Below are 17,801 nucleotides of genomic sequence, written 5' to 3' on the forward strand. Positions count from 1 at the left end.
CGTCCCCCACACCCGGCACGGCCTTCACCGTCAGGGCCTTCATGGCGAGCACACCGGGGGCGAGTGCGAGCAGCTTGAGGAGGAGATCGGCTGCCGAAGGCCACCAGGAACCGGCACTACTCGCTGGTCAGCCAGGCCCTAGTGGTCAGAGCGTCCAGCGCTGATGGACACCGTCCGAAGTGTCCAGACACGCCTGGCAGATCGGGTCGGCCAGCCGGGTGATCGTCGCCGCATGCGCGGCCAGTCGGCGGTTGCGGGCCTGGACGAAGTCGTCGGCGGCGATCAGGTACTCGCTGTAGGCGTCGGCGGTGCGAGGCAGGCCAGATTCGCGCTGAAAGTCGTAGGGCCCCGACTCGTCGCGAGGCATCAGGAAGCGCACCTGCGGCCCGCCTGGTTCGTCGGTCACGAGGTCCTCCAGCATCCAGAACGTGACGTAGTTGTCGAAGGAGCCGAAGACGTTGAAGAACGTCCGGTAGCGGTGCAGCACGGGACCCAGCGGGTTGGTGAGGTCGTAGCCCGCCGGCAACTCGGGGGCCGAGGCCTCGGGGAGCTCGTCGTAGTAGCGCCGGATGCATTCCAAGGTCAGATCCAGCCGGTCCGCGATGGCGGGCGTCCAGCCCCTGGCTTGGTTGATCGTGTGCTGACGTCCGATCTGAAGGCCGGGGAACAGAAGGAAGCAGCCCATGTCGTACAGCCGCCAGCCGAGTTGGTGGATGCTGCCGCGACCTCGTGCTCGGACGAGCTCGTCCGTCTCAGGCTTGAGGGCTTGGACCTGGGACCAGTGCTCCCAGGCGGGCACAGCAGCGTCGCTGGTGAGGGCGATGCCGCCGTCCGTCAGGAGGACCCCCCGGCGCGGGGACGTGAGCTCGAGACCGGTGCCGTCCGCCAGCCTTCTGCTCCACAACTGCTGATGCCAGCGCTGCAGGTTCCGGCTGTCGCTGTCAGGGTCGTTGCGGAAGTAGCCGGTCGCCGCCAGCTGCGGGTCCGGGGCGGACAGGCCGTCGGCATCGGCCCAGTGGTGATGCGGGAACAGAGCTGTTGGCATGGGCCGCACGCTAGCGACGGCATGCGAACCGGGGGCAGTCCCCCGGCCCACCCGCGACGAAGGTCAGATCCCCCGCCAGGACAGCGACCGGTGCCATCGCCGCCAGGTCACTCGGGTCCACGACGTCGCCCGCGGCATGGTCGACGATCTCGAGGCCGGCCTCCGCGTAGCGAGCCCAGCCATCCGCCTCCTTGGGGACGGCACGGAGAAGGGCGTGCTCCTCCCGGGTGACCAGGCACGCAGTAGCTGTGCCGAGCACCAGCGGCGCGAGATCGGCACCCCCAGCCTCGAGGTCGCCCAGCAGCGACAGCCGCGATCGAACGTGTTCGTGCTCGACCGGAGACGGTCTGGTGGTGTCCATGACGCCCCGGGTGCGATACCGCAGCCCGTGCTTACCCGCACGGGCCTCGGTGTACTTGTACAGCGCGAGCCGGAGCATCTCCCGTCGATGCGTCGGCAGCAGATCAGGGGTCCTCAGGAGGGCTTGGACGAGACGGATGGCCGAGACTTCGCGGTCATCCGCGTCACGGCGTTCCCGGTAGGGCTGCAGAACGGCAGTCGCCGTGTTGAGAGGCACGTGCTCCTCACTGTTCGCCTGTCGCCGAGTCCGGTCGTAACCGCCTCGTGCCGAGGCGGTGAGAGTGGCGGTCGTCGTGCGAGAGCGTGCCTGCGGCATGGCGCCCCGTGCAAGGGGCGCCGTCCGCCACGTCACCACACGAGCGCGGGCTCACGCCTCTGCTGCCGCCATCTCAACCAGCCGGCACAGCGCGCTGGCCTGCCGCAACGCGCAACTGCTGGGTGGTGCGGACCGGGCAGGGTCATCTGCCTCCGGCAGGCCAACAGCACCGATCGAGCCCTGGACAGTAAGGCACGCAAAAGGCACGAGTCGAAGTCCGTAGCCGTCTGACGAGCGGAGAAGTGCCCCCAGAGCTATTGCCTTCCAAGCTGGCCATGCCGGTTCGATCCCGGTCACCCGCTCCACCTACTGACCAGCTCGTATGCCCGTCTGCCCAGCTCAGCGCGGCCTTGGCGCCGCTCCCGTGCCTTGAGGGTGCTGACCCCTCCTGACCGCTGACCACCGGCTCTGGCCGGTGCTCGAGTCGCCTCGCACTTTCGGCTGAGGCGTCACCGCTGTGGCCTCGGGGCTTGCGAGCGGATCAGGTGTGGACGCGGCGCGTCTCGTAGGCCCACATGACGATCTCGACGCGGTTGCGGGCATTGAGCTTGCGCATCAGGGCGGCGATGTGGGTCTTGACGGTGCTGAGGCTGATCGACAGCTCATCGCCGATCTCGCTGTTGGTCCTCCCGCGGGCGGCAGCGAGCAGGACCTGTTCCTCCCGAGAGGTCAGCGGCTCGACGGGCTCGGGTGGCACTGAGCGTGAGCGACTGTTGGCGAAGGAGGACAGGAGCCTCGCGGTGATGTTCGGCGCAATCAGGGCGTCGCCGCGGGCGGCGGCATGCACGGCCTGGGTGAGCAGTTCGGCGCCGGCGTCCTTGAGCAGGAACCCGCGGGCGCCTGCCTTCAGCGCGCCGTAGACGTACTCGTCGAGGTCGAAGGTGGTGATGACGACGACGGCCAGAGGATCGGCTACATCGGGTCCGGCGAGCTGTCGGGTGGCCTCGATCCCGTCGACGTCCGGCATGCGGATGTCCAGCAGGCACACATCGGGACGCAGCGAACGCGCCATGGCGATCGCCCGTCGGCCGTCAGCGGCCTCGCCCACGACAGTGATGCCTGGCTGGGCGTCCAGGATCATGCACAGCCCCGCCCTGACGATGTCCTGGTCGTCGGCGACGAGCACGCGGATGGTCATGACGCACGCACCGTGTGAGGCAGCGAGGCGTCAACGCTCCAGCCGCCGTCCGGGTCAGGTCCCGCCTGGAGGGTGCCTCCGATCAGGCTTGCCCGTTCCGCCATGCCGCGGAGCCCGAAGCCGGCCGGAGCAGATCCGGCCGTACATGCCGCGCCGTCGTCATGAACTCGCAGACGCACCTGGCCGCGGGATGCGGCGACGTCGACGGTGACCTGGGTGGCGTTGGATGCGTGCCGGGTCGCGTTGGTGACCGCCTCGGCGGCGATCAGGTAGAGGGCGGTGCTGACTGCTGGGTCTACAGCATCGACGTCACCGGAGACCTGCACGCGGACGCCCAGCACCTCACCTCCGGGGCGTGCAAGCAGCTCGATGTCCGCCAGGCCCCGGCGGGGGGCCAGATCGGCGTCGGTCCCATCGCGCAGCACGCCCACCAGCGCCCGCATCTCCCTGAGAGTCCGGGACGCCTCCTCCTCGATGGTGACCAGGGTGGCCAGCGCGCGCACAGGATCTGCGGCCGACAGCGCGCGACCTGCCTGCGCCTGGACGGCGATCGCCGAGACGCGATGCCCGACCGTGTCATGCAGCTCGCGTGCCAGCTCGTTGCGCTGGCGCAACCGCACCTGCTCGATCTCGCGGACGCGGCTGCTGGTGCGGTAGCGGACTGCCGCGCCCAGCGCGGCCGAGAACAGGAAGAAGCCGTAACCGGCGACCCTCTCCGCAGGTGAGGTCGACTCCGCTACGAGGGTGACCGGCAGCCAGATGAGGATGATGCCGAGTCCCAGGGCAGCCTCGCGGCCTGTCCCCCAGCGCAGGAGGGCGTAGGGCAGCACGAGCACCCCGGCGATGCTCGTCAGGCCGGTGGCATCGACGGCCGCGATCCTCGCGATGTCGAAGGCGAGGAGGGCTCCGAAGGCGACGGCGACCGCGGCCAGCGGGCTCGTGCGCCGCCACAGCAGGCACGCTGCGACGACCATGCTCACGCTGAGGACCAAGGGCGCCCAAGCCCTGTCGTCGCGCAGCAGCATCTCGACGAACGAGCTCGTGACGAGAACCGCCACGACAGCCCAGTCCCGCCAGACCCGCGCAGGCGGGCGATCCGGGCGCGGCTCGGCCCACAACGCAGCCAGCATGCTTCCCCCTCCCCGCCAACGTAGAGGGGCCGCCGCACGGGCGGATCAGCCGAAAGTACTGCGGATGTCCCGTCCCTACGGCCAGGACAGCTGGAGCCCGCAGGCGGATGTGTCACCGATCAACGCTCGTCATGGTGAGGACATCGACTGAGCCGACCTGGCCAGCTCGCCAGCACACAGGAGAAGTGATGACCAGAAGCAGCACAACCGCCGGCGCATTCCAGCAAGCGCAGCTCCCGGTACAAGCGAAGCTCGCAGCGGCCTGGACCAGCTTCATGTTCCTCTACATCTACGTCGACTACCTCCACCTGTACAAGCCCGGGAGCATCGACGAGATCCTGGTCGGCGTCGTCCATGAGTTCGACACCGGCCCGACCTTCGTCGCCCTTGCGCTCACGCTCATGGCCGTCCCGATCCTCATGATCGCGCTCTCCACGACACTGCCCGCCCGTGTCAACCGCGCCACCAACCTCGTCGTGGCAACGCTCTACATCCCCGTCTCGATGTACAACGTGGCCGGCGAGGAGTCCTGGACCTACTCCTACTTCTACGGCCTCTCCATCGGACTCGAGGTGCTGCTCCTGGCCTTCATCCTGCGCGCTTCATGGACCTGGCCCCGGACCACGCGAGCCACCGCCGGCCGCGACCTCGCCCAGGCCCGGGTGTGACGCTCGAGGCAGGCCCGGTGCCCGTGATCGGTGACCCCCCCACACACGGGAACTGCTGGCTCTGGGCACGCTGCGCGGAGCCCTACGGGGCTGCGTCGGAGGAGACAGTGACCACGCGGGCCGTGGCGCTCCCCTTCAGCCGCTCGAGGAGCAGGTTGGTCACGAGGAGCGACTGCTGGTGGAGGATGACTCGTGCTCGGCGGTGAGCCGCTGGCGGGACAGGTTGCGGGGTGTTGGTCACAGGCCGAGGACAAGGCGCAGCGCGGCGTCAACCTGGCGCAGTTCATCGAAGCTGAGGTGCCCGGCCGACTCACCTAAGCGCTGCGGGTCCACCGCACTCGTCTGTTCGGCCAGCACCCGGGTTGGGCGGCCGTCGATGGACACCTCAGGACGGAACGTGGCCGCTCGGGCCGAGGTGGACGTCGGCGCGACCAGCCAGGTCGAGAGGGGCAGCAGGTCGGACTGGACGACGACGGCATAGCGGGTGCCGGCCTGCTCGTGGCCCTGGGCGCCGCGGGGAGAGCGCAGGCGGTAGACCTCACCACGCACGCAGCGTCTCCATGTCCCGGAGGACCTGAGCGCTCTCGGCACGGTCGGTGTCATCGGCTGCCAGCGCAGCGGCCTCGGCGCGCAGCCTGTCCTGCGCCGCTGCCTTGGCGGCATCGATCAAGGCCGCTCGAACGGCTGTGGAGACAGAGGTGCCGTCTTGCGTCAGGACGGCCAACGCTCGGCGTGCGTCTTCGTCGGGGCGGAAGGTGATCGTCTCGGCCACTCCCGAAGTGTCTCACGGAATGTAAGACGCGGGGAAGGAGCTGTGCACCGGCAACCCGGCTGGCGGTCGATGCGCGGCGTGATCCGGCGACGCGGACGGGGGCGTTGAAGCGGATCGCCGAGCAGTTGGGCATCAACCCGGAGACGCTGCGCAACTGGGTCATCCAGGCGGAGATCGACGAGGGCCACCGGCCAGGCACGACCACCGATGACGCCACCCGGCTGGCCGAGCTGGAACGGGAGGTCCGGGAGCTGCGTCGGGCGAACGCGATCTTGAAGAGAGCGTCGGCTTTCTTCGCGGCGGAGCTCGACCGCCACTCCCGCTGATCGTCGACTACGTCGATCAGCACAAGGTCGAACACGGGGTCGAGCCGATCTGCCGCGTCCTCACCGAGGCCGGCGCGAAGATCGCCCCGAGCACCTACTACGCGCACCTGTCGCGGCCACCGTCGGCGCGGTCGGTCACCGACGCAGCAACCACCGCGGTCATCAAGAAGGTGCACGCCGACAACTACGGGGTCTGTGGCGCGCGCAAGGTGCATGCCGAAGTGCGCCGGAAGGGTCACGCCGGGCCCGCTGCACCGTCGGGCGGCTGATGCGCTCCGCCGGCCTGCGCGGCATCACGCGCGCGAAGGGCCCGCGGACCACCGTGCCCGGCGACGGCCCGGACACCCGGCGGGATCTGGTCGACCGGGTGCTCACCGCCACCGGCCCCGACCAGTTGTGGGTCGCCCACATCACCTACTGCCGCACTTTCTCCGGCTGGGTGTACGCCGCCTTCGTCATCGACGTCTACTCCCGCCGGGTGGTGGGCTGGCAGCTGTCGAAGTCCCTGCGCACCGACCTGGCCCTGGACGCCCTGGAGATGGGCATCTGGACCGGCCGTGACCTCGGCGGGCTCATTCACCACTCGGACAAGGGCGTGCAATGCCTCGCCGTGCGCTACACCCAGCGCCTCGCCGAGGCCGGCGCCGTGGCCTCGGTCGGCTCCACCGGTGACAGCTATGACAACGCCCTGGCCGAGGCGTTCAACTCCCTCTTCAATGCCGAGCTGGTCCGCAACAAGGGCCCATGGAAGGGCATCGACGACCTCGAGATCGCCGTCGCCGAGTACATCGACTCGTTCAACCACCGACGCCTGCACGGCGAGATCGGCCTGATCCCACCGGCCGAGCACGAGGACACCTTCTACCGGCACAACCCCGCGGCGACTAGCGCCGCGTCAGTTCCGAGCCTCCACCAAACCCGGGGCGGGACAAGGCGTGGTCACCGGTGCGGAGCGGACCGGCAGGGTCAGGCGGCGCGTCGAGACCCGTAGTCCCTCGATGGCGACGGGGACCAGCGACGGGACGACGACGCCGACGATGAAGACCGCGACGTGGTCGCGGACGAGCGGCACCTGGCCGAGCCAGAAGCCGAGCAAGGTGACGCCGGCGGTCCAGGCGACGCCGCCGACCACCGAGTACAGGGCGAACCGGCGGAAGTCCATCCGGGTGGCGCCGGCCATCACGGTCGCGAAGGTGCGGACGACGGGACGAAGCGGGCGAGGACGACCGTGTGGGCGCCGTTGCGGTCGAAGAACGTGCGCGTACGTCCGGCATGGCGTGTCCGTGTTACCCGCGCGCCGCGGCGTTCGAAGACCGTCTGACCCGCCACCCGGCCGATCCACCAGCCCACCAGGTTGCCGGCGACGGCGGCGATCGGGAGGGCCGCGAGCATCACCCGCAGGGGCGCCATCAGCCCGCCGGCGACCAGCAGACCGCCGGTGAACAACAACGAATCCCCGGCAGGAAGAACCAGACCAACAGCCCGCACTCGGCGAACACGATGGCCATCATCCCGAGCAGTCCGAAGGTGTTGATCAGGCGTGTGGGGTCGAGGAGGCCGGTCGCGACCGACCGTAGGAGTCCTTCGCTGAGCGGAACCTGAGCGACCCGGCGCGGGTCTCGCTGCCGTTCGGTCGACCGACTCCGATCGAGTCGCGGTCCGGTCACCCCGTCTGGTCCGTAGTGCGCTCGTGGGACAGCGGCAGCCACAACTGCAGGTGCGCGCCGCGATCGGTGTCGACCACGACCAGGTCGCCGGCATGTGCTCGGGCGATCTCCCGTGCGATCGCCAGCCCGAGACCTGCTCCGCCGGCGGCGCGCTGCCGACTGGCGTCGAGCCGGACGAACCGCTCGAAGACCCGCTCGCGGTCGCCGGGCGGGATCCCCGGCCCGTCGTCGACGACGTCGATGACAGCGTCGTCACCCCGCCGGTCGACCTTCAGTTCGACCCGGTCGGAGGCGTACCGGGTGGCGTTGTCGGTGAGGTTGCGCAGCGCCCGCGCCAGCTGGTGCGGGTCACCGTGCACCCGAGCCGGCGTCTGGCGGAACGCCACCTGCAGGCCGCTGGTGCGCCGGAGACGGCCGGCCTCGGCGGCCAGCAGGTCGTCGAGGTCGACGTCGGTGGGCTGCGGTTGCGGGCCGTGCTCGTCCCAGCGGGCGAGGAACAGCAGGTCGTCGACCAGTTGCTCCAGTCGTCCCACCTCCGAGAGGACATCGGCGTTGACCGTGGACCAGTCGGTCACACCGGGATGGACCGAGGCGATCTCGTGCGCGGCGCGGATGGTGGCCAGCGGACTGCGCAGCTCGTGGGAGGCGTCGGCGACGAACCGGCGTTGCGCGTCGGCGGCGTCGGCCAGTCGGTCGAGCATCGCGTTCATCGTCGTCGCCAGTTGGGCGAGTTCGTCGCGCGACGGCGGGACCGGCACTCGGGCGGTGCGGTCGGTGGCGGTGATGCGCGCCACCCGGCGGCGCATCTCCTCGACCGGGGCGAGGGCGAGGCCGGTCAGCCAGTAGGACGTGCCGGCGACGAGCAGCAGCAGAATCGGATAGCCCACCACCAGCAGGCGGATCAGGACGTCGGTGGCGTTCTCGGCCGTCTCCAGGCTCTGCGCGCTGATGACGATCACCGGACCGTCGGGCCCGCGGACGCCGCGCACGACGACGGCGAAGGCCTCCTCCTCGCCGATGGGCAGGCTGTCGGCGCGCCGCACGAGGGTCTCGCCCGGCGCCGGCCGGTCCGTGACCAGCGCTGGCTCGCCCACGATCGGTGGGCTGGCGGCCACCACGGTGCCGTCCGGGGTCAGCACCTGCACGAGTGCGCGCTCACCGCGCCCCGCCGGGGCCACGTCGACGCCGACGGCTCCGTCGCGCGCCACTTCGGTCACGACCGCGGCCGCCACCTGCGCGGCGACGTCGGCGAGGGTCTGCTCCAGCTGGCGGCGCTGGAGCACCACGAACGCAACCGCGGCGATCGCCAGGATGACCGCGACGACGAGCGTCGCGGCCATGGCCGCTCGCAAGCGGACCCCGCCGAGCCGCCCGAGCACGGTCGGCTGCTTGCCGAGGTGAGCGTCGTCCGTGGGGGCGGTGGCCTCAGCCACCACCGGCCGCCAGCCGGTAGCCGATGCCGCGGACCGTCTCGATGGCGTGGCGGCCGAACGGCTGGTCGATCTTGCGTCGCAGGTAGCCGACGTAGACCTCGACGACGTTCTCGTCGCCGTCGTAGTTGGCGTCCCACACCGATTCGAGGATGTCGGTCTTGGAGACGACGTCACCGCGGTGCCGGAGCAGGAAGTGCAGCAGCCCGAATTCTCGCGGGGTGAGCGTCACCTCCTGCCCGCCGCGATGGACCGTCCGGGTCGCCGGGTCCAGGGTGAGGTCCCCGGCGGCGAGAACGGTCGGGCGGGCCGGCGCGCCGCGCCGGATCAGCGCGCGCAACCGGGCGACGAGCACCAGGAAGGAGAAGGGCTTGGTCAGGTAGTCGTCGGCACCGAGGTCGAACGCGTCGGCCTGGTCGTACTCACCGTCCTTGGCGGTGAGCATCAGCACCGGCGTCCAGACGCCCGCCGCGCGCATCCGACGGCACACCTCGTACCCGTTGAGCCCCGGCAGCATGATGTCCAGGACGACCACGTCGTAGCTGTTCACCTCGGCGTTGAACAGGCCCTCGGCCCCGTCGTGCACCACGTCGACGACGAAGCCCTCGGCGGAGAGGCCTCGGCGAACGTTCTCCGCCAAACGGACCTCGTCCTCCACCACGAGCACTCGCACGGCACTCACCTCCGGTCGAGGCGAGTGTGCCCGCGCCTCGCTGAGAAGCACCTGAGAAGCGCCGCGCCCCTCGGGTGAGCGTCGTGTCGGCCCTGGTACCGGCCTTCCGGGGACGGCTGGAGGTGCTTGCCGAGGTCGTTCCGGCCGTCGCGCCGGCTGCCGCGACTGCGGGGACGGCCGCGGTCGGCGTCCTGCTGGGGGTCCTTCTCCCGCGGCCTGCGTCGGGGCAAACGACGAGCGTGGCGGCTGGAAACCGGCCTGGCCGGCGCGGTCGTCCTCCTCCACCTGGTCAAGGGATTGGACGTCGAGGAGGCAGGGCGGTCCGCGGTGGTGCTGGTCCTCCTGGTTGCCGGTCGTCGTCGTTTCGTCGCCGCTTCCGGGCCCCGCTCGCGGCGGACGACCCTCGCGGTCGCGCTCGGCGCCGCCGCTGCCGGCACCGCCCTAGGCCACCGGCTGCTCGCCACCGTCGACGGGGGCAGTCCGTCGGCACGACGGCGGCCGGCCACGACTTCCTGATCGTGCCCTGTCACCCAGCCGCGTCGTCCCAGGTCAGCGTGAAGCTGTCCACCAGGTTGCCGGCCTGGTCGATGGCCCGGCCAACGATGCGGTCCCGGTAGACCAGCAGGTCCAGGTAGTGCAGGGTGGCGCTGCTGACGGCGGTGAAGTCCGCGGAGCCGACCCGACGAGTCTGCGCGCCTGCGCCGGAGACCACGTAGGTCACGCCGTCCTGTGACGTGGACCGCTGGTAGTCGTGGTCGTGCCCGGCCAGCACCAGTGGCACGCCGGCGTCGGCGAACAGTGGTCCCCAGGCGCGCCGAACCGCCAGGTCCGACCCGTGGTGGCCCGCGGAGTAGGCCGGATGATGCATGGCGGCCACTGTCCAGATCCCCCGCGGCTGCGGGGTGGCCAGGGTGGCCCGCAGCCATCGCGTCTGCTCGGCGTCCTGCACCCGGTTGGAATCCAGCACCACGATGCGCAGGGACCCGACCTGCGCGACGTACCACGGGCGTTCCTGGCCCAGCCCGGTGAGGATGTCCTGCTGCTCGCCGCTGCCGTAGTCGTGGTTGCCGAGCACCGGCAGGAGGCGGGTGCCGCCGTCGAGCAGAGGCGCGAAGGGCGTGCGCACCGCCCGGTCGAGCAGTGCCGCATCACCCGCGTCGTAGATGAGGTCACCGAGCAGCAGCACCGCGTCGTAGGGCCACTGTTCGCCCTCGGCGACCATGCGGGCCACCGTGGCCCGCTCGGCCGCGTCCCCGGTCCCGGTGTCCCCGGCAACGGCGATCCGTGCCTCCGGTTGCCCGGTGATCGGCGGCGCGTCCTGTCCGGCGACGGCGGCCGGCCGGTCCGCGGTGAGGTAGGGGACGATGGCCGCGGGCGGACGGAGGCCGAGGTAGGCGACGCCGCCGAGCACTATCAGGCACGAGAGAGCGACCGCGCGGCGACGACTCACGCTTCGAGGCTCCGCATCGTTGCTGAGCGGACGCTGAGACACCCGATTCCGGCCCATGCACCGGCGCGGCTTCGGGCTCACATGCAGCAGGAGCGAACCGAGACAGACGCGTGTCCCGGCCGGCGGGTACCGCTCCACGGTCGGTGGCGCACCGCTGGAGTCAGCCCCCCGAGGCCGCGCCGACCACCGAGAGGGCCGTCGTGGCGGTCCGTTCGCAGAAATCGGCGACGATCACTGCGGCACCACCCGGAACGGGGGCCAACGCGACGGCAGCCAGGTGGCCGTCCACGTCCGCGGGGACGAGCCGGCCATCGCCGGGCACGACCACCACAGTCAGCGGGGTCGCCATCCCGGTGAGTGCAGGCGGCTCGGCGCCGACGTCGCCGACCCGGTGGTCGGCCGCGGCCACCACCTGCTCGAGCGCGGCCCTTGGCGCGTCCTCCTCGAACCCGTCGCGATGTCGTCCCCTGTGGCGGCCAGTAGCTGAACCGATGGCGAGAACGACGAGCCGCGGAACGCCTGCCTGTTGTCGTGGGAGATGGGTGGACCTCTCAGCCGTTCTCAGGGTCCCCACAGGCAGGAACGGCGACGCTCGCACCGACCGGGCCGCTCTCGCTGCCCGGAACGTCTGAGAGGTGGAACAACATGGCCCGAAAGCGCAACGCCCTCATCGCCGGAGCCGCAGCGGTCCTCGCGGGGCTCGGCATTGCCGGCACCGCCGCCGCGCAGGCCGGACCTTCCGACCCGACCGGCCCGACGGGGCAGTCCGACGAACAGGACCGCGAGGACCCCACGTACACCGGCAGCATCACCGCGCCGGACGACGGCGGCGACAACGGCACGGAGACCGAGGCCGATGACTCGGCCGAAGCACAGGCGCTGCAGGACCTGGCGTCCGTGACCCCCGACCAGGCCCGCGCCGCCGCGCTCGCCGCCGTCCCCGGCGACGCCGACAAGGTCGAACTGGACAATGAAAACGGCTACGTCGTCTACAGCGTCGAGATCACCGGAGCCGACGGCACCGTCACCGACGTGAAGGTCGACGCCGGCACCGCGCAGGTCCTCTCCCAGGAAGCCGACGGCGAGGAAGGATCGGAGTCGGAGTCGGCAGACGGCTGGGAGGACTCCGAGGCCCCCGGCTCCGAGCAGGCGGAGGAGCCCGAGTCGGCGCCTGTCGGCTGATCCCCGCCGACGCTCGACTCCCCGGCGGGGGCGACCGGATCCAGCCGGTCGCCCCCACTCCTCGTCAGGACCAGCCCTCCGGAGCGTCGGCCAGGCCTACGCGGATTCGCCGCGGGACCGCATCGCCACGGCTGCGATCGTCCTCGGGCACCACCTCAAGCCGGCCGGCCCTGACGCACCGCCCGGGGCCGCCGCCCACGACCAGGCGGGCGCGGCGTGGCATAATTGTGGCATGGCTAGAACACGTCTCAGCACCACGGTAGACGAGGATCTTCTGCAGGCAGCTCGCCGAGTGCGGTCAGGTGACACCGATGCGGCGATGATCGATGAGGCGCTCCGCGCGCTGGTAGAGCGCCACCGGTCGGCCGAGATCGACGCAAGCTACGCCGCGTACGACGAACATCCACTCGACGAACCCGACGAGTGGGGCGACCTGGCCACCTTCCGGGAAGCGGCCGCACGATCGTGAGCACGCTGCCCGTGCGCGGCGAGGTCTGGTGGTGCGAGATGGCCGAGATCGGGCGTCGACCGGTCGTCGTCCTCTCCCGCGATGCCGTGATCCCGCGACACCGGCGTGCCCTGGTCGCACCGTGCACCACCACGATTCGCGGGCTCGTCAGCGAAGTGAGCCTCGAGCCAGGCGAGGATCCGGTACCCCGACGCTGCGTGGTCAACCTGGACTCGGTCGAGAGCGTCTCCGTCGGGGTGCTCGTCGAGCGGCTCGGACGGCTGGCTGACACCCGCGTGCGACAGATCTGCAGAGCTCTGGCCGTCGCGGTCGACTGCACGGACTGACGCTGCCCCGCCCGAGGCAAACCCACCCGAAAAGATCTCCGGACATGGGCCATGCCGTCCGCCACCGTCCCGTCTTACCGACCCCGGCGGGTCGTCCCCGACGGGGACGACTACCGGGACTCGTCATCCGGGCCGGCGTGGGCAGCGACGCGCCGCGACCCGCAGCACTCGACTGGGCCGCGAACCGAGCGACAGCGAGGGGGGCTCCCCGGCCTGGCATCCGGCGCTGAGGCACGCAGAAGGCACGAAGCCCACCCGGCTCGACGCTGACCAGCAAAGAGACCCGCGAAGAGCCATAGCCTTCCAGGCTGGCCATGCCGGTTCGATCCCGGTCACCCGCTCTCTGCTTCAGGGTCGGCATCCGAGATCTCGAGTCGGTGCCGGTCGGCGATCCGGCGCACGACCTCCTCCAGTGGCACGCGAAGTCGTTCGGCTGCTGCCCTGCTGTAGATCACCACGGCGAAGACCGCGTACTCCCACAGCGGTGTCTGCCACCAGCCGGCGTCGCTGAGCAGGTCGGGCTGCAGGCCGCCACGCATGCAGGCGGCCGCGTGGAGCGCGTACTGGCTGTTGCGGTGCTCGACGCGACCGCGGAACCGAACCTCGGGCACGTAGCGCTCGCGCAACCCCTCGTACGCGAGCGGCACGGAACCGGGCGGGCAGGCGAGGTCGAGCGCCGTCACAGCGAGCTCCAGCAGCGCGACGTCCGGGGTGAACCAACCGGGCACGTGATCGGGCGCGGCGGCCGCCACGAGGTCCCCGACCTCGTCGTCACGAGCCAGAGCGCCGGAAGGTCTCTTCCCACTTCAACGTATAGCTCACCCCGGGGCTTGCGGCAAGACCCCGGGTGAGGCTCAGACTCGGCGGCGTTCCGCGGCGATGCCGCGCACGATGTACGAGGAGAACCCCCTGACCACTAGCGCGTTCGATCTTCCCGAGCACCTCGCCCCCAAGGCCGATCCGACGCTGATCGCCACCGATGAGCAGCACTTCGCGGCCATCGCCCACAGCCTCGAGCAGACCATCGCCGACGTACAGAACCGCCTCGACGCCGAGCGCAAGGCGCCCGGCGGCATCGGCCAGGAGGCGCTCGACCGGGACCTGGAGATCCACCGGCTGACCGCCCGCCTGCGCACCCTCCGCCGCTTCGGGCTCGACCTCTGCCTCGGACACATGGTCCCCGCGGACGGCGCCCAGCCCGTCTACGTCGGACGGCTCGGCCTCACCGACAGCACCGGCCGCCGGCTGCTCCTCGACTGGCGCTCCCCCGCCGCCGAGCCGTTCTTCGGGGCGACCCACGCCAACCCGATGGGCCTCGCGAGCCGCCGCCGGTACCGCTGGACCCGCGGCCGCATCACCGACTACTGGGACGAGGTGTTCACCGCCGACGGATTCGAGGGGCACGTCGTCTCGCTCGACGACCAGTCGGCCTTCATCGCGAGCCTAGGCAGCAACCGGTCGGCCCGCATGCGCGACGTGCTCGGCACCATCCAGGCGGACCAGGACGCCATCATCCGCGCCGGATCGGCCGGCGCCCTCGTCGTCGACGGCGGTCCCGGCACGGGCAAGACCGTCGTCGCCCTGCACCGCACCGCCTTCCTCCTCTACTCCGACCCCCACCTCGGCCATCACCGCGGCGGTGTGCTGTTCGTCGGCCCCAGCCAGCCCTACCTGTCCTACGTCGCCGACGTCCTCCCGAGCCTCGGCGAGGAGGGCGTGCAGATCTGCACCCTGCGGGACCTCGTCCCCCAGGGAGCCGCGGCCGGCATCGAGACCGACGCTGAGGTGGCCCGCCTGAAGGCGGCCCTGGACGTGGGGACGGCGATCGAGACGGCCGCCCGGTTCTACGAGGAGCCGCCGACCAAGGGCATGACCGTAGAGACCGACTCCACCGACCTCCGGCTGAGCCCCGACGACTGGGCGGAGGCCTTCGAGACGCCGGACCCCGGCACCCCGCACAACGAGGCCCGCGACCAGATCTGGGATGCGCTGGTCGAGATCCTGATGGACAAGGTCGACGACGACGAGCCCGACCTCGTCCGCAAGTCGCTGCAGGAGAACCGGGACCTGCTCGCCGCCTTCAACCGGGCCTGGCCGCTGCTCGAAGCGACCGACGTCGTCGGGGACCTGTGGTCGGTGCCCGCCTACCTGCGCCGGTGCGCCCCGGAGCTCAGCACCGACGACGTCCGGAAGCTGCAGCGACCGGAACCGCACGCCTGGACGGTGTCCGACCTGCCGTTCCTGGACGCGGCACGGCAGCGGCTCGGCGACCCGGAGACGTCCCGGCGCAGGCGCCGACAGCGGGCCGCGGCCGCCCTGGAGCGCGAGCGCATGTCCGACGTCATCGACCGGCTGATCGAGGCCGACGACTCCGAACTGCTGCTGATGACGACCCTGCGGCATCAGGACCTGCGCGACGCCCTGGTCGACGAGGGGGCGCTGCCCACCGCCGACCCCGACCTGCTCGCCGGACCGTTCGCGCACGTCGTCGTCGACGAGGCCCAGGAGCTGACCGACGCCGAGTGGCAGATGCTGCTGCTCCGCTGCCCGTCGCGGAGCTTCACCATCGTCGGCGACCGCGCCCAGGCCCGGCACGGGTTCACCGAGTCGTGGCAGGAGCGGCTGGAGCGGATCGGGCTCGGCCGGGTCACGATGGCCACGCTGACCATCAACTACCGGACGCCGGAGGAGGTCATGGCCGAGGCCGAGCCGGTCATCCGTGCCGTGCTCCCCGACGCCAACGTGCCGACCTCGATCCGCAGCAGCGGCGTCCCCGTCGTGCACGGGTCCGCATCGGAGCTGCCGGAGATCCTCGACGCCTGGCTCGCCGAGCACGCCGAGGGGGAAGGGATCGCCTGCGTGATCGGCGACCCCACGTTCCGGGGTGCGCCGCGCATCCGGTCGCTGACCCCCGAGCTGTCGAAGGGGCTGGAGTTCGACCTGGTCGTCCTCGTCGACCCGGAGACGTTCGGCGAGGGCATCGAGGGAGCGGTCGACCGCTACGTCGCGATGACCCGGGCCACCCAGCAGCTCGTCGTCCTCACGACCTGATGGCCTCGTACCGGAAGGCGAGGACGAGGGCTGCCGACGACGGCCTCGCCGGTGGGACCATCGGCGGGTGACCGGCCCGGCGCCGGACGCCCTCGAGGCGGGCCGCGCGGCAGTGCGCAGGGGCGACGCAGCAGATGCGCGCCACCGGCTGGCGCAGGGCGACGTCGACCTGAGGTCGGCCGGCGCCCTGGAGGTCTTGGCGCAGGCCGCCTATCTCGACCTGGATTTCCGCAGCGCGGCCGAGCACTGGCACCAGGCCTACGCGGCTCACCGGGCGGCTGCGGACTGCGTCGGCGCCGTGCGCGTGGCCCGCACCGTCGCCCCCATCCACCTGATGATCCTGGGAGAACCGTCCGCCGGCCGGGGCTGGCTGGCCCGTGCGCAGACGCTGCTGAGCGGCACACCTGATTCCCCGGAAGCCGGCTGGGTCGCCCTCGACCTCGGCATGTTCGAGGCCGACCGCGCGCGCAAGGAGTCCCTCTACCGCGATGCCCTCGACGTCGCGCAGCGGTTCGACGACCGCGAGCTCGAGTTCGTCACCCGTGCCTACCTCGGCGCCTCGTTCGTGCACGACGACCGCACGGACGAGGGCATGGCCATGCTCGACGAATCCCTGGCGGCGGTCGTGGGCGGGGAGGTCTCGGACTTCTGCATCCTGGAGGAGATCTTCTGCCAGCTGTTCTCCGCCTGCGAGCACGCACGCGACGTGGGGCGGGCGGACGAGTGGATCCGCGTGGGCGAGGACATCGCCACCCGCCGGCGACTGCCCGCCGTATCGGCGTTCTGCCGCACGCACTACGGCGGCGTGCTGACCACGGCCGGGCGCTGGGCGGAAGCGGAGCAGGCGCTCACCGAGGCGGTGCGACTGTGGGGCCTGGGACAGCGGTCGTCACTGCGGCTGGGCGCCATCGCCCGACTGGCGGCGCTGCGCGTGCGGCAGGGCCGGTTCGAGGAGGCCGGCCAACTGCTCACCGACGCGGCCGACGACTTCTCCCCCGATGTCGCCCCACCGCTGGCCGCCGTCCACCTCGCCCGGGGCGAGACGGACGTCGCTGCCGACGTGCTCGAACGCGCCCTCGCGCAGGTCGCATCGCACAGCACCGAGGCCGCCCCGCTCTGGGCGCTCCTGGTCGAGGCACACCTGGCGGGAGGCCGACTCGACGCCGCGCGGCGGGCCGCCGAGGAGGTGACCCGGTGCGCCGTGGAGCACCCGGTGCCGTACCTCACCGCCACCGCAGCGCTCGCGCGCGGCCTGGTCTGCCTGCACGAGGAGACCGATCCCTGCGGCTGCCTGCGCGAGGCCCTGGCCGGATTCTCACGGGCGCAGCTGCCGATGGAGGTGGCTCGATGCCGACTGGCCCTGGCCCGATCCCTGCGGGACGAGCGGCCGGAGGTCGCCCGCGCGGAAGCGCGGGCCGCGCTGCGCGACTTCCGCGGGCTCGATGCCGCCCACGAGGCGGACGCCGCGGCGGCCCTGCTCCGCGAGCTGGGGGTCCGCACCGCAGTACCCGCCCAGCGAGCCGGCGTCCTCACCCGCCGGGAGTCCGAGGTGCTCGACCTGCTGTCGCACGGGTTGTCGAACCCGGAGATCGCCGAGCGGCTGTACATCAGCCGGAAGACCACCGAGCACCACGTCGCGAACGTGCTGTCGAAACTGGGAGTACGCAGCCGCGCCGAGGCGGCGGGGTACGCCGTCCGCACGGGGGTGACGGAATCGCGGGTGCCGGATAGGTGAGCTCACCGATCCCCGCCGTCGCATCGGGGACGACCGTTCGGCCATCGTTTCCGTCTGCAGGAG

General features: G+C 71.4%; 19 protein-coding genes, 1 pseudogene and 1 other annotated feature. Of the genes and pseudogenes, 7 read left to right on the plus strand and 13 right to left on the minus strand.

All coding sequences use genetic code 11. The annotated features are described in order from the left end of the window. Positions 1–145 precede the first annotated feature (145 nt). The 4 genes from ABD644_RS08600 to ABD644_RS08615 all read right to left on the minus strand — a co-directional run bounded on the left by ABD644_RS08600 (position 146) and on the right by ABD644_RS08615 (position 3,917). Positions 146–1,045, minus strand: a complete 900-nt coding sequence (locus ABD644_RS08600) for a DUF6994 family protein (RefSeq protein ID WP_344688362.1) — start codon at positions 1,043–1,045, stop codon at positions 146–148. A 10-nt stretch (positions 1,046–1,055) separates the two neighbouring features. Next, positions 1,056–1,622, minus strand: a complete 567-nt coding sequence (locus ABD644_RS08605) for a hypothetical protein (RefSeq protein ID WP_344688363.1) — start codon at positions 1,620–1,622, stop codon at positions 1,056–1,058. Between the two features lie 580 nt (positions 1,623–2,202). Continuing rightward, the gene (locus ABD644_RS08610; RefSeq protein ID WP_344688364.1) at positions 2,203–2,859 is read right to left on the minus strand and encodes a response regulator; all 657 of its coding nucleotides are present in this window, start codon (positions 2,857–2,859) and stop codon (positions 2,203–2,205) included. Next, on the minus strand, positions 2,856–3,917 hold the full coding sequence (locus ABD644_RS08615) for a sensor histidine kinase (RefSeq protein ID WP_344688365.1): 1,062 nt from the start codon (positions 3,915–3,917) through the stop codon (positions 2,856–2,858). The genes ABD644_RS08610 and ABD644_RS08615 overlap by 4 nt, the downstream gene beginning before the upstream one ends. A 260-nt stretch (positions 3,918–4,177) precedes the next feature. Between ABD644_RS08615 and ABD644_RS08620 the strand changes: the two genes are divergently transcribed. Further along, positions 4,178–4,657 carry a DUF6326 family protein gene (locus tag ABD644_RS08620; RefSeq protein WP_344688366.1) on the plus strand — a complete coding sequence of 160 codons (480 nt, stop codon included), beginning with the start codon at positions 4,178–4,180 and terminating at the stop codon, positions 4,655–4,657. A gap of 237 nt (positions 4,658–4,894) precedes the next feature. On the opposite strand, the gene ABD644_RS08625 is transcribed toward ABD644_RS08620, so the two are convergent. Both ABD644_RS08625 and ABD644_RS08630 read right to left on the minus strand, forming a co-directional pair. After that, positions 4,895–5,206 (minus strand): type II toxin-antitoxin system PemK/MazF family toxin, encoded by a 312-nt coding sequence (locus tag ABD644_RS08625; protein WP_014375215.1) that lies wholly within the window; start codon positions 5,204–5,206, stop codon positions 4,895–4,897. Further along, positions 5,196–5,429, minus strand: coding sequence for a hypothetical protein (locus ABD644_RS08630; RefSeq protein WP_142026363.1), 234 nt, complete (start codon positions 5,427–5,429; stop codon positions 5,196–5,198). The genes ABD644_RS08625 and ABD644_RS08630 overlap by 11 nt, the downstream gene beginning before the upstream one ends. Before the next feature lie 59 nt (positions 5,430–5,488). Between ABD644_RS08630 and ABD644_RS08635 the strand changes: the two are divergent. Beyond that, a pseudogene (locus ABD644_RS08635) lies at positions 5,489–6,650 on the plus strand (IS3 family transposase); the annotation flags it as partial. Beyond that, positions 5,716–5,844, plus strand: a sequence feature (AL1L pseudoknot). (Overlaps the previous pseudogene by 129 nt.) Here the strand turns inward: ABD644_RS08635 and ABD644_RS08640 are convergent. The 6 genes from ABD644_RS08640 to ABD644_RS08665 all read right to left on the minus strand — a co-directional run bounded on the left by ABD644_RS08640 (position 6,651) and on the right by ABD644_RS08665 (position 11,384). Beyond that, positions 6,651–6,935 (minus strand): DedA family protein, encoded by a 285-nt coding sequence (locus tag ABD644_RS08640; protein ID WP_344688369.1) that lies wholly within the window; start codon positions 6,933–6,935, stop codon positions 6,651–6,653. Then, a complete protein-coding gene (locus ABD644_RS08645) occupies positions 6,935–7,201 on the minus strand; it encodes a DedA family protein (RefSeq protein ID WP_344688370.1) in 267 nt (88 codons plus the stop codon). Before ABD644_RS08645 ends, ABD644_RS08640 begins: the two co-directional genes overlap by 1 nt. A gap of 217 nt (positions 7,202–7,418) precedes the next feature. Further along, positions 7,419–8,855 carry an ATP-binding protein gene (locus ABD644_RS08650; RefSeq protein WP_344688371.1) on the minus strand — a complete coding sequence of 479 codons (1,437 nt, stop codon included), beginning with the start codon at positions 8,853–8,855 and terminating at the stop codon, positions 7,419–7,421. Continuing rightward, a complete protein-coding gene (locus ABD644_RS08655; RefSeq protein WP_344688372.1) occupies positions 8,848–9,525 on the minus strand; it encodes a response regulator transcription factor in 678 nt (225 codons plus the stop codon). The genes ABD644_RS08650 and ABD644_RS08655 overlap by 8 nt, the downstream gene beginning before the upstream one ends. A gap of 526 nt (positions 9,526–10,051) precedes the next feature. After that, the gene (locus ABD644_RS08660; protein WP_344688373.1) at positions 10,052–10,975 is read right to left on the minus strand and encodes a metallophosphoesterase family protein; all 924 of its coding nucleotides are present in this window, start codon (positions 10,973–10,975) and stop codon (positions 10,052–10,054) included. Positions 10,976–11,135: 160 nt separating this feature from the next. Next, positions 11,136–11,384, minus strand: a complete 249-nt coding sequence (locus ABD644_RS08665; RefSeq protein WP_344688374.1) for a hypothetical protein — start codon at positions 11,382–11,384, stop codon at positions 11,136–11,138. 236 nt (positions 11,385–11,620) lie between these two features. Between ABD644_RS08665 and ABD644_RS08670 the strand changes: the two genes are divergently transcribed. The 3 genes from ABD644_RS08670 to ABD644_RS08680 all read left to right on the plus strand — a co-directional run bounded on the left by ABD644_RS08670 (position 11,621) and on the right by ABD644_RS08680 (position 12,952). After that, positions 11,621–12,157, plus strand: a complete 537-nt coding sequence (locus tag ABD644_RS08670; RefSeq protein WP_344688375.1) for a PepSY domain-containing protein — start codon at positions 11,621–11,623, stop codon at positions 12,155–12,157. Positions 12,158–12,389: 232 nt separating this feature from the next. Then, positions 12,390–12,626, plus strand: a complete 237-nt coding sequence (locus tag ABD644_RS08675; RefSeq protein WP_344688376.1) for a type II toxin-antitoxin system VapB family antitoxin — start codon at positions 12,390–12,392, stop codon at positions 12,624–12,626. Positions 12,627–12,637: 11 nt separating this feature from the next. Beyond that, positions 12,638–12,952 carry a type II toxin-antitoxin system PemK/MazF family toxin gene (locus tag ABD644_RS08680; RefSeq protein ID WP_344688377.1) on the plus strand — a complete coding sequence of 105 codons (315 nt, stop codon included), beginning with the start codon at positions 12,638–12,640 and terminating at the stop codon, positions 12,950–12,952. Positions 12,953–13,284: 332 nt separating this feature from the next. Here the strand turns inward: ABD644_RS08680 and ABD644_RS08685 are convergent, their stop codons facing one another. Next, positions 13,285–13,704 carry a hypothetical protein gene (locus ABD644_RS08685; protein WP_344688378.1) on the minus strand — a complete coding sequence of 140 codons (420 nt, stop codon included), beginning with the start codon at positions 13,702–13,704 and terminating at the stop codon, positions 13,285–13,287. A 127-nt stretch (positions 13,705–13,831) separates the two neighbouring features. Between ABD644_RS08685 and helR the strand changes: the two genes are divergently transcribed. After that, positions 13,832–16,003, plus strand: coding sequence for an RNA polymerase recycling motor ATPase HelR (helR, locus tag ABD644_RS08690; RefSeq protein WP_344688379.1), 2,172 nt, complete (start codon positions 13,832–13,834; stop codon positions 16,001–16,003). 67 nt (positions 16,004–16,070) lie between these two features. Then, on the plus strand, positions 16,071–17,738 hold the full coding sequence (locus ABD644_RS08695; protein WP_344688380.1) for a LuxR C-terminal-related transcriptional regulator: 1,668 nt from the start codon (positions 16,071–16,073) through the stop codon (positions 17,736–17,738). Positions 17,739–17,801: the final 63 nt, after the last annotated feature.

The organism is Blastococcus jejuensis (genome assembly GCF_039534705.1).
GTDB classification, from domain to species: Bacteria; Actinomycetota; Actinomycetes; order Mycobacteriales; family Geodermatophilaceae; genus Blastococcus_B; species Blastococcus_B jejuensis.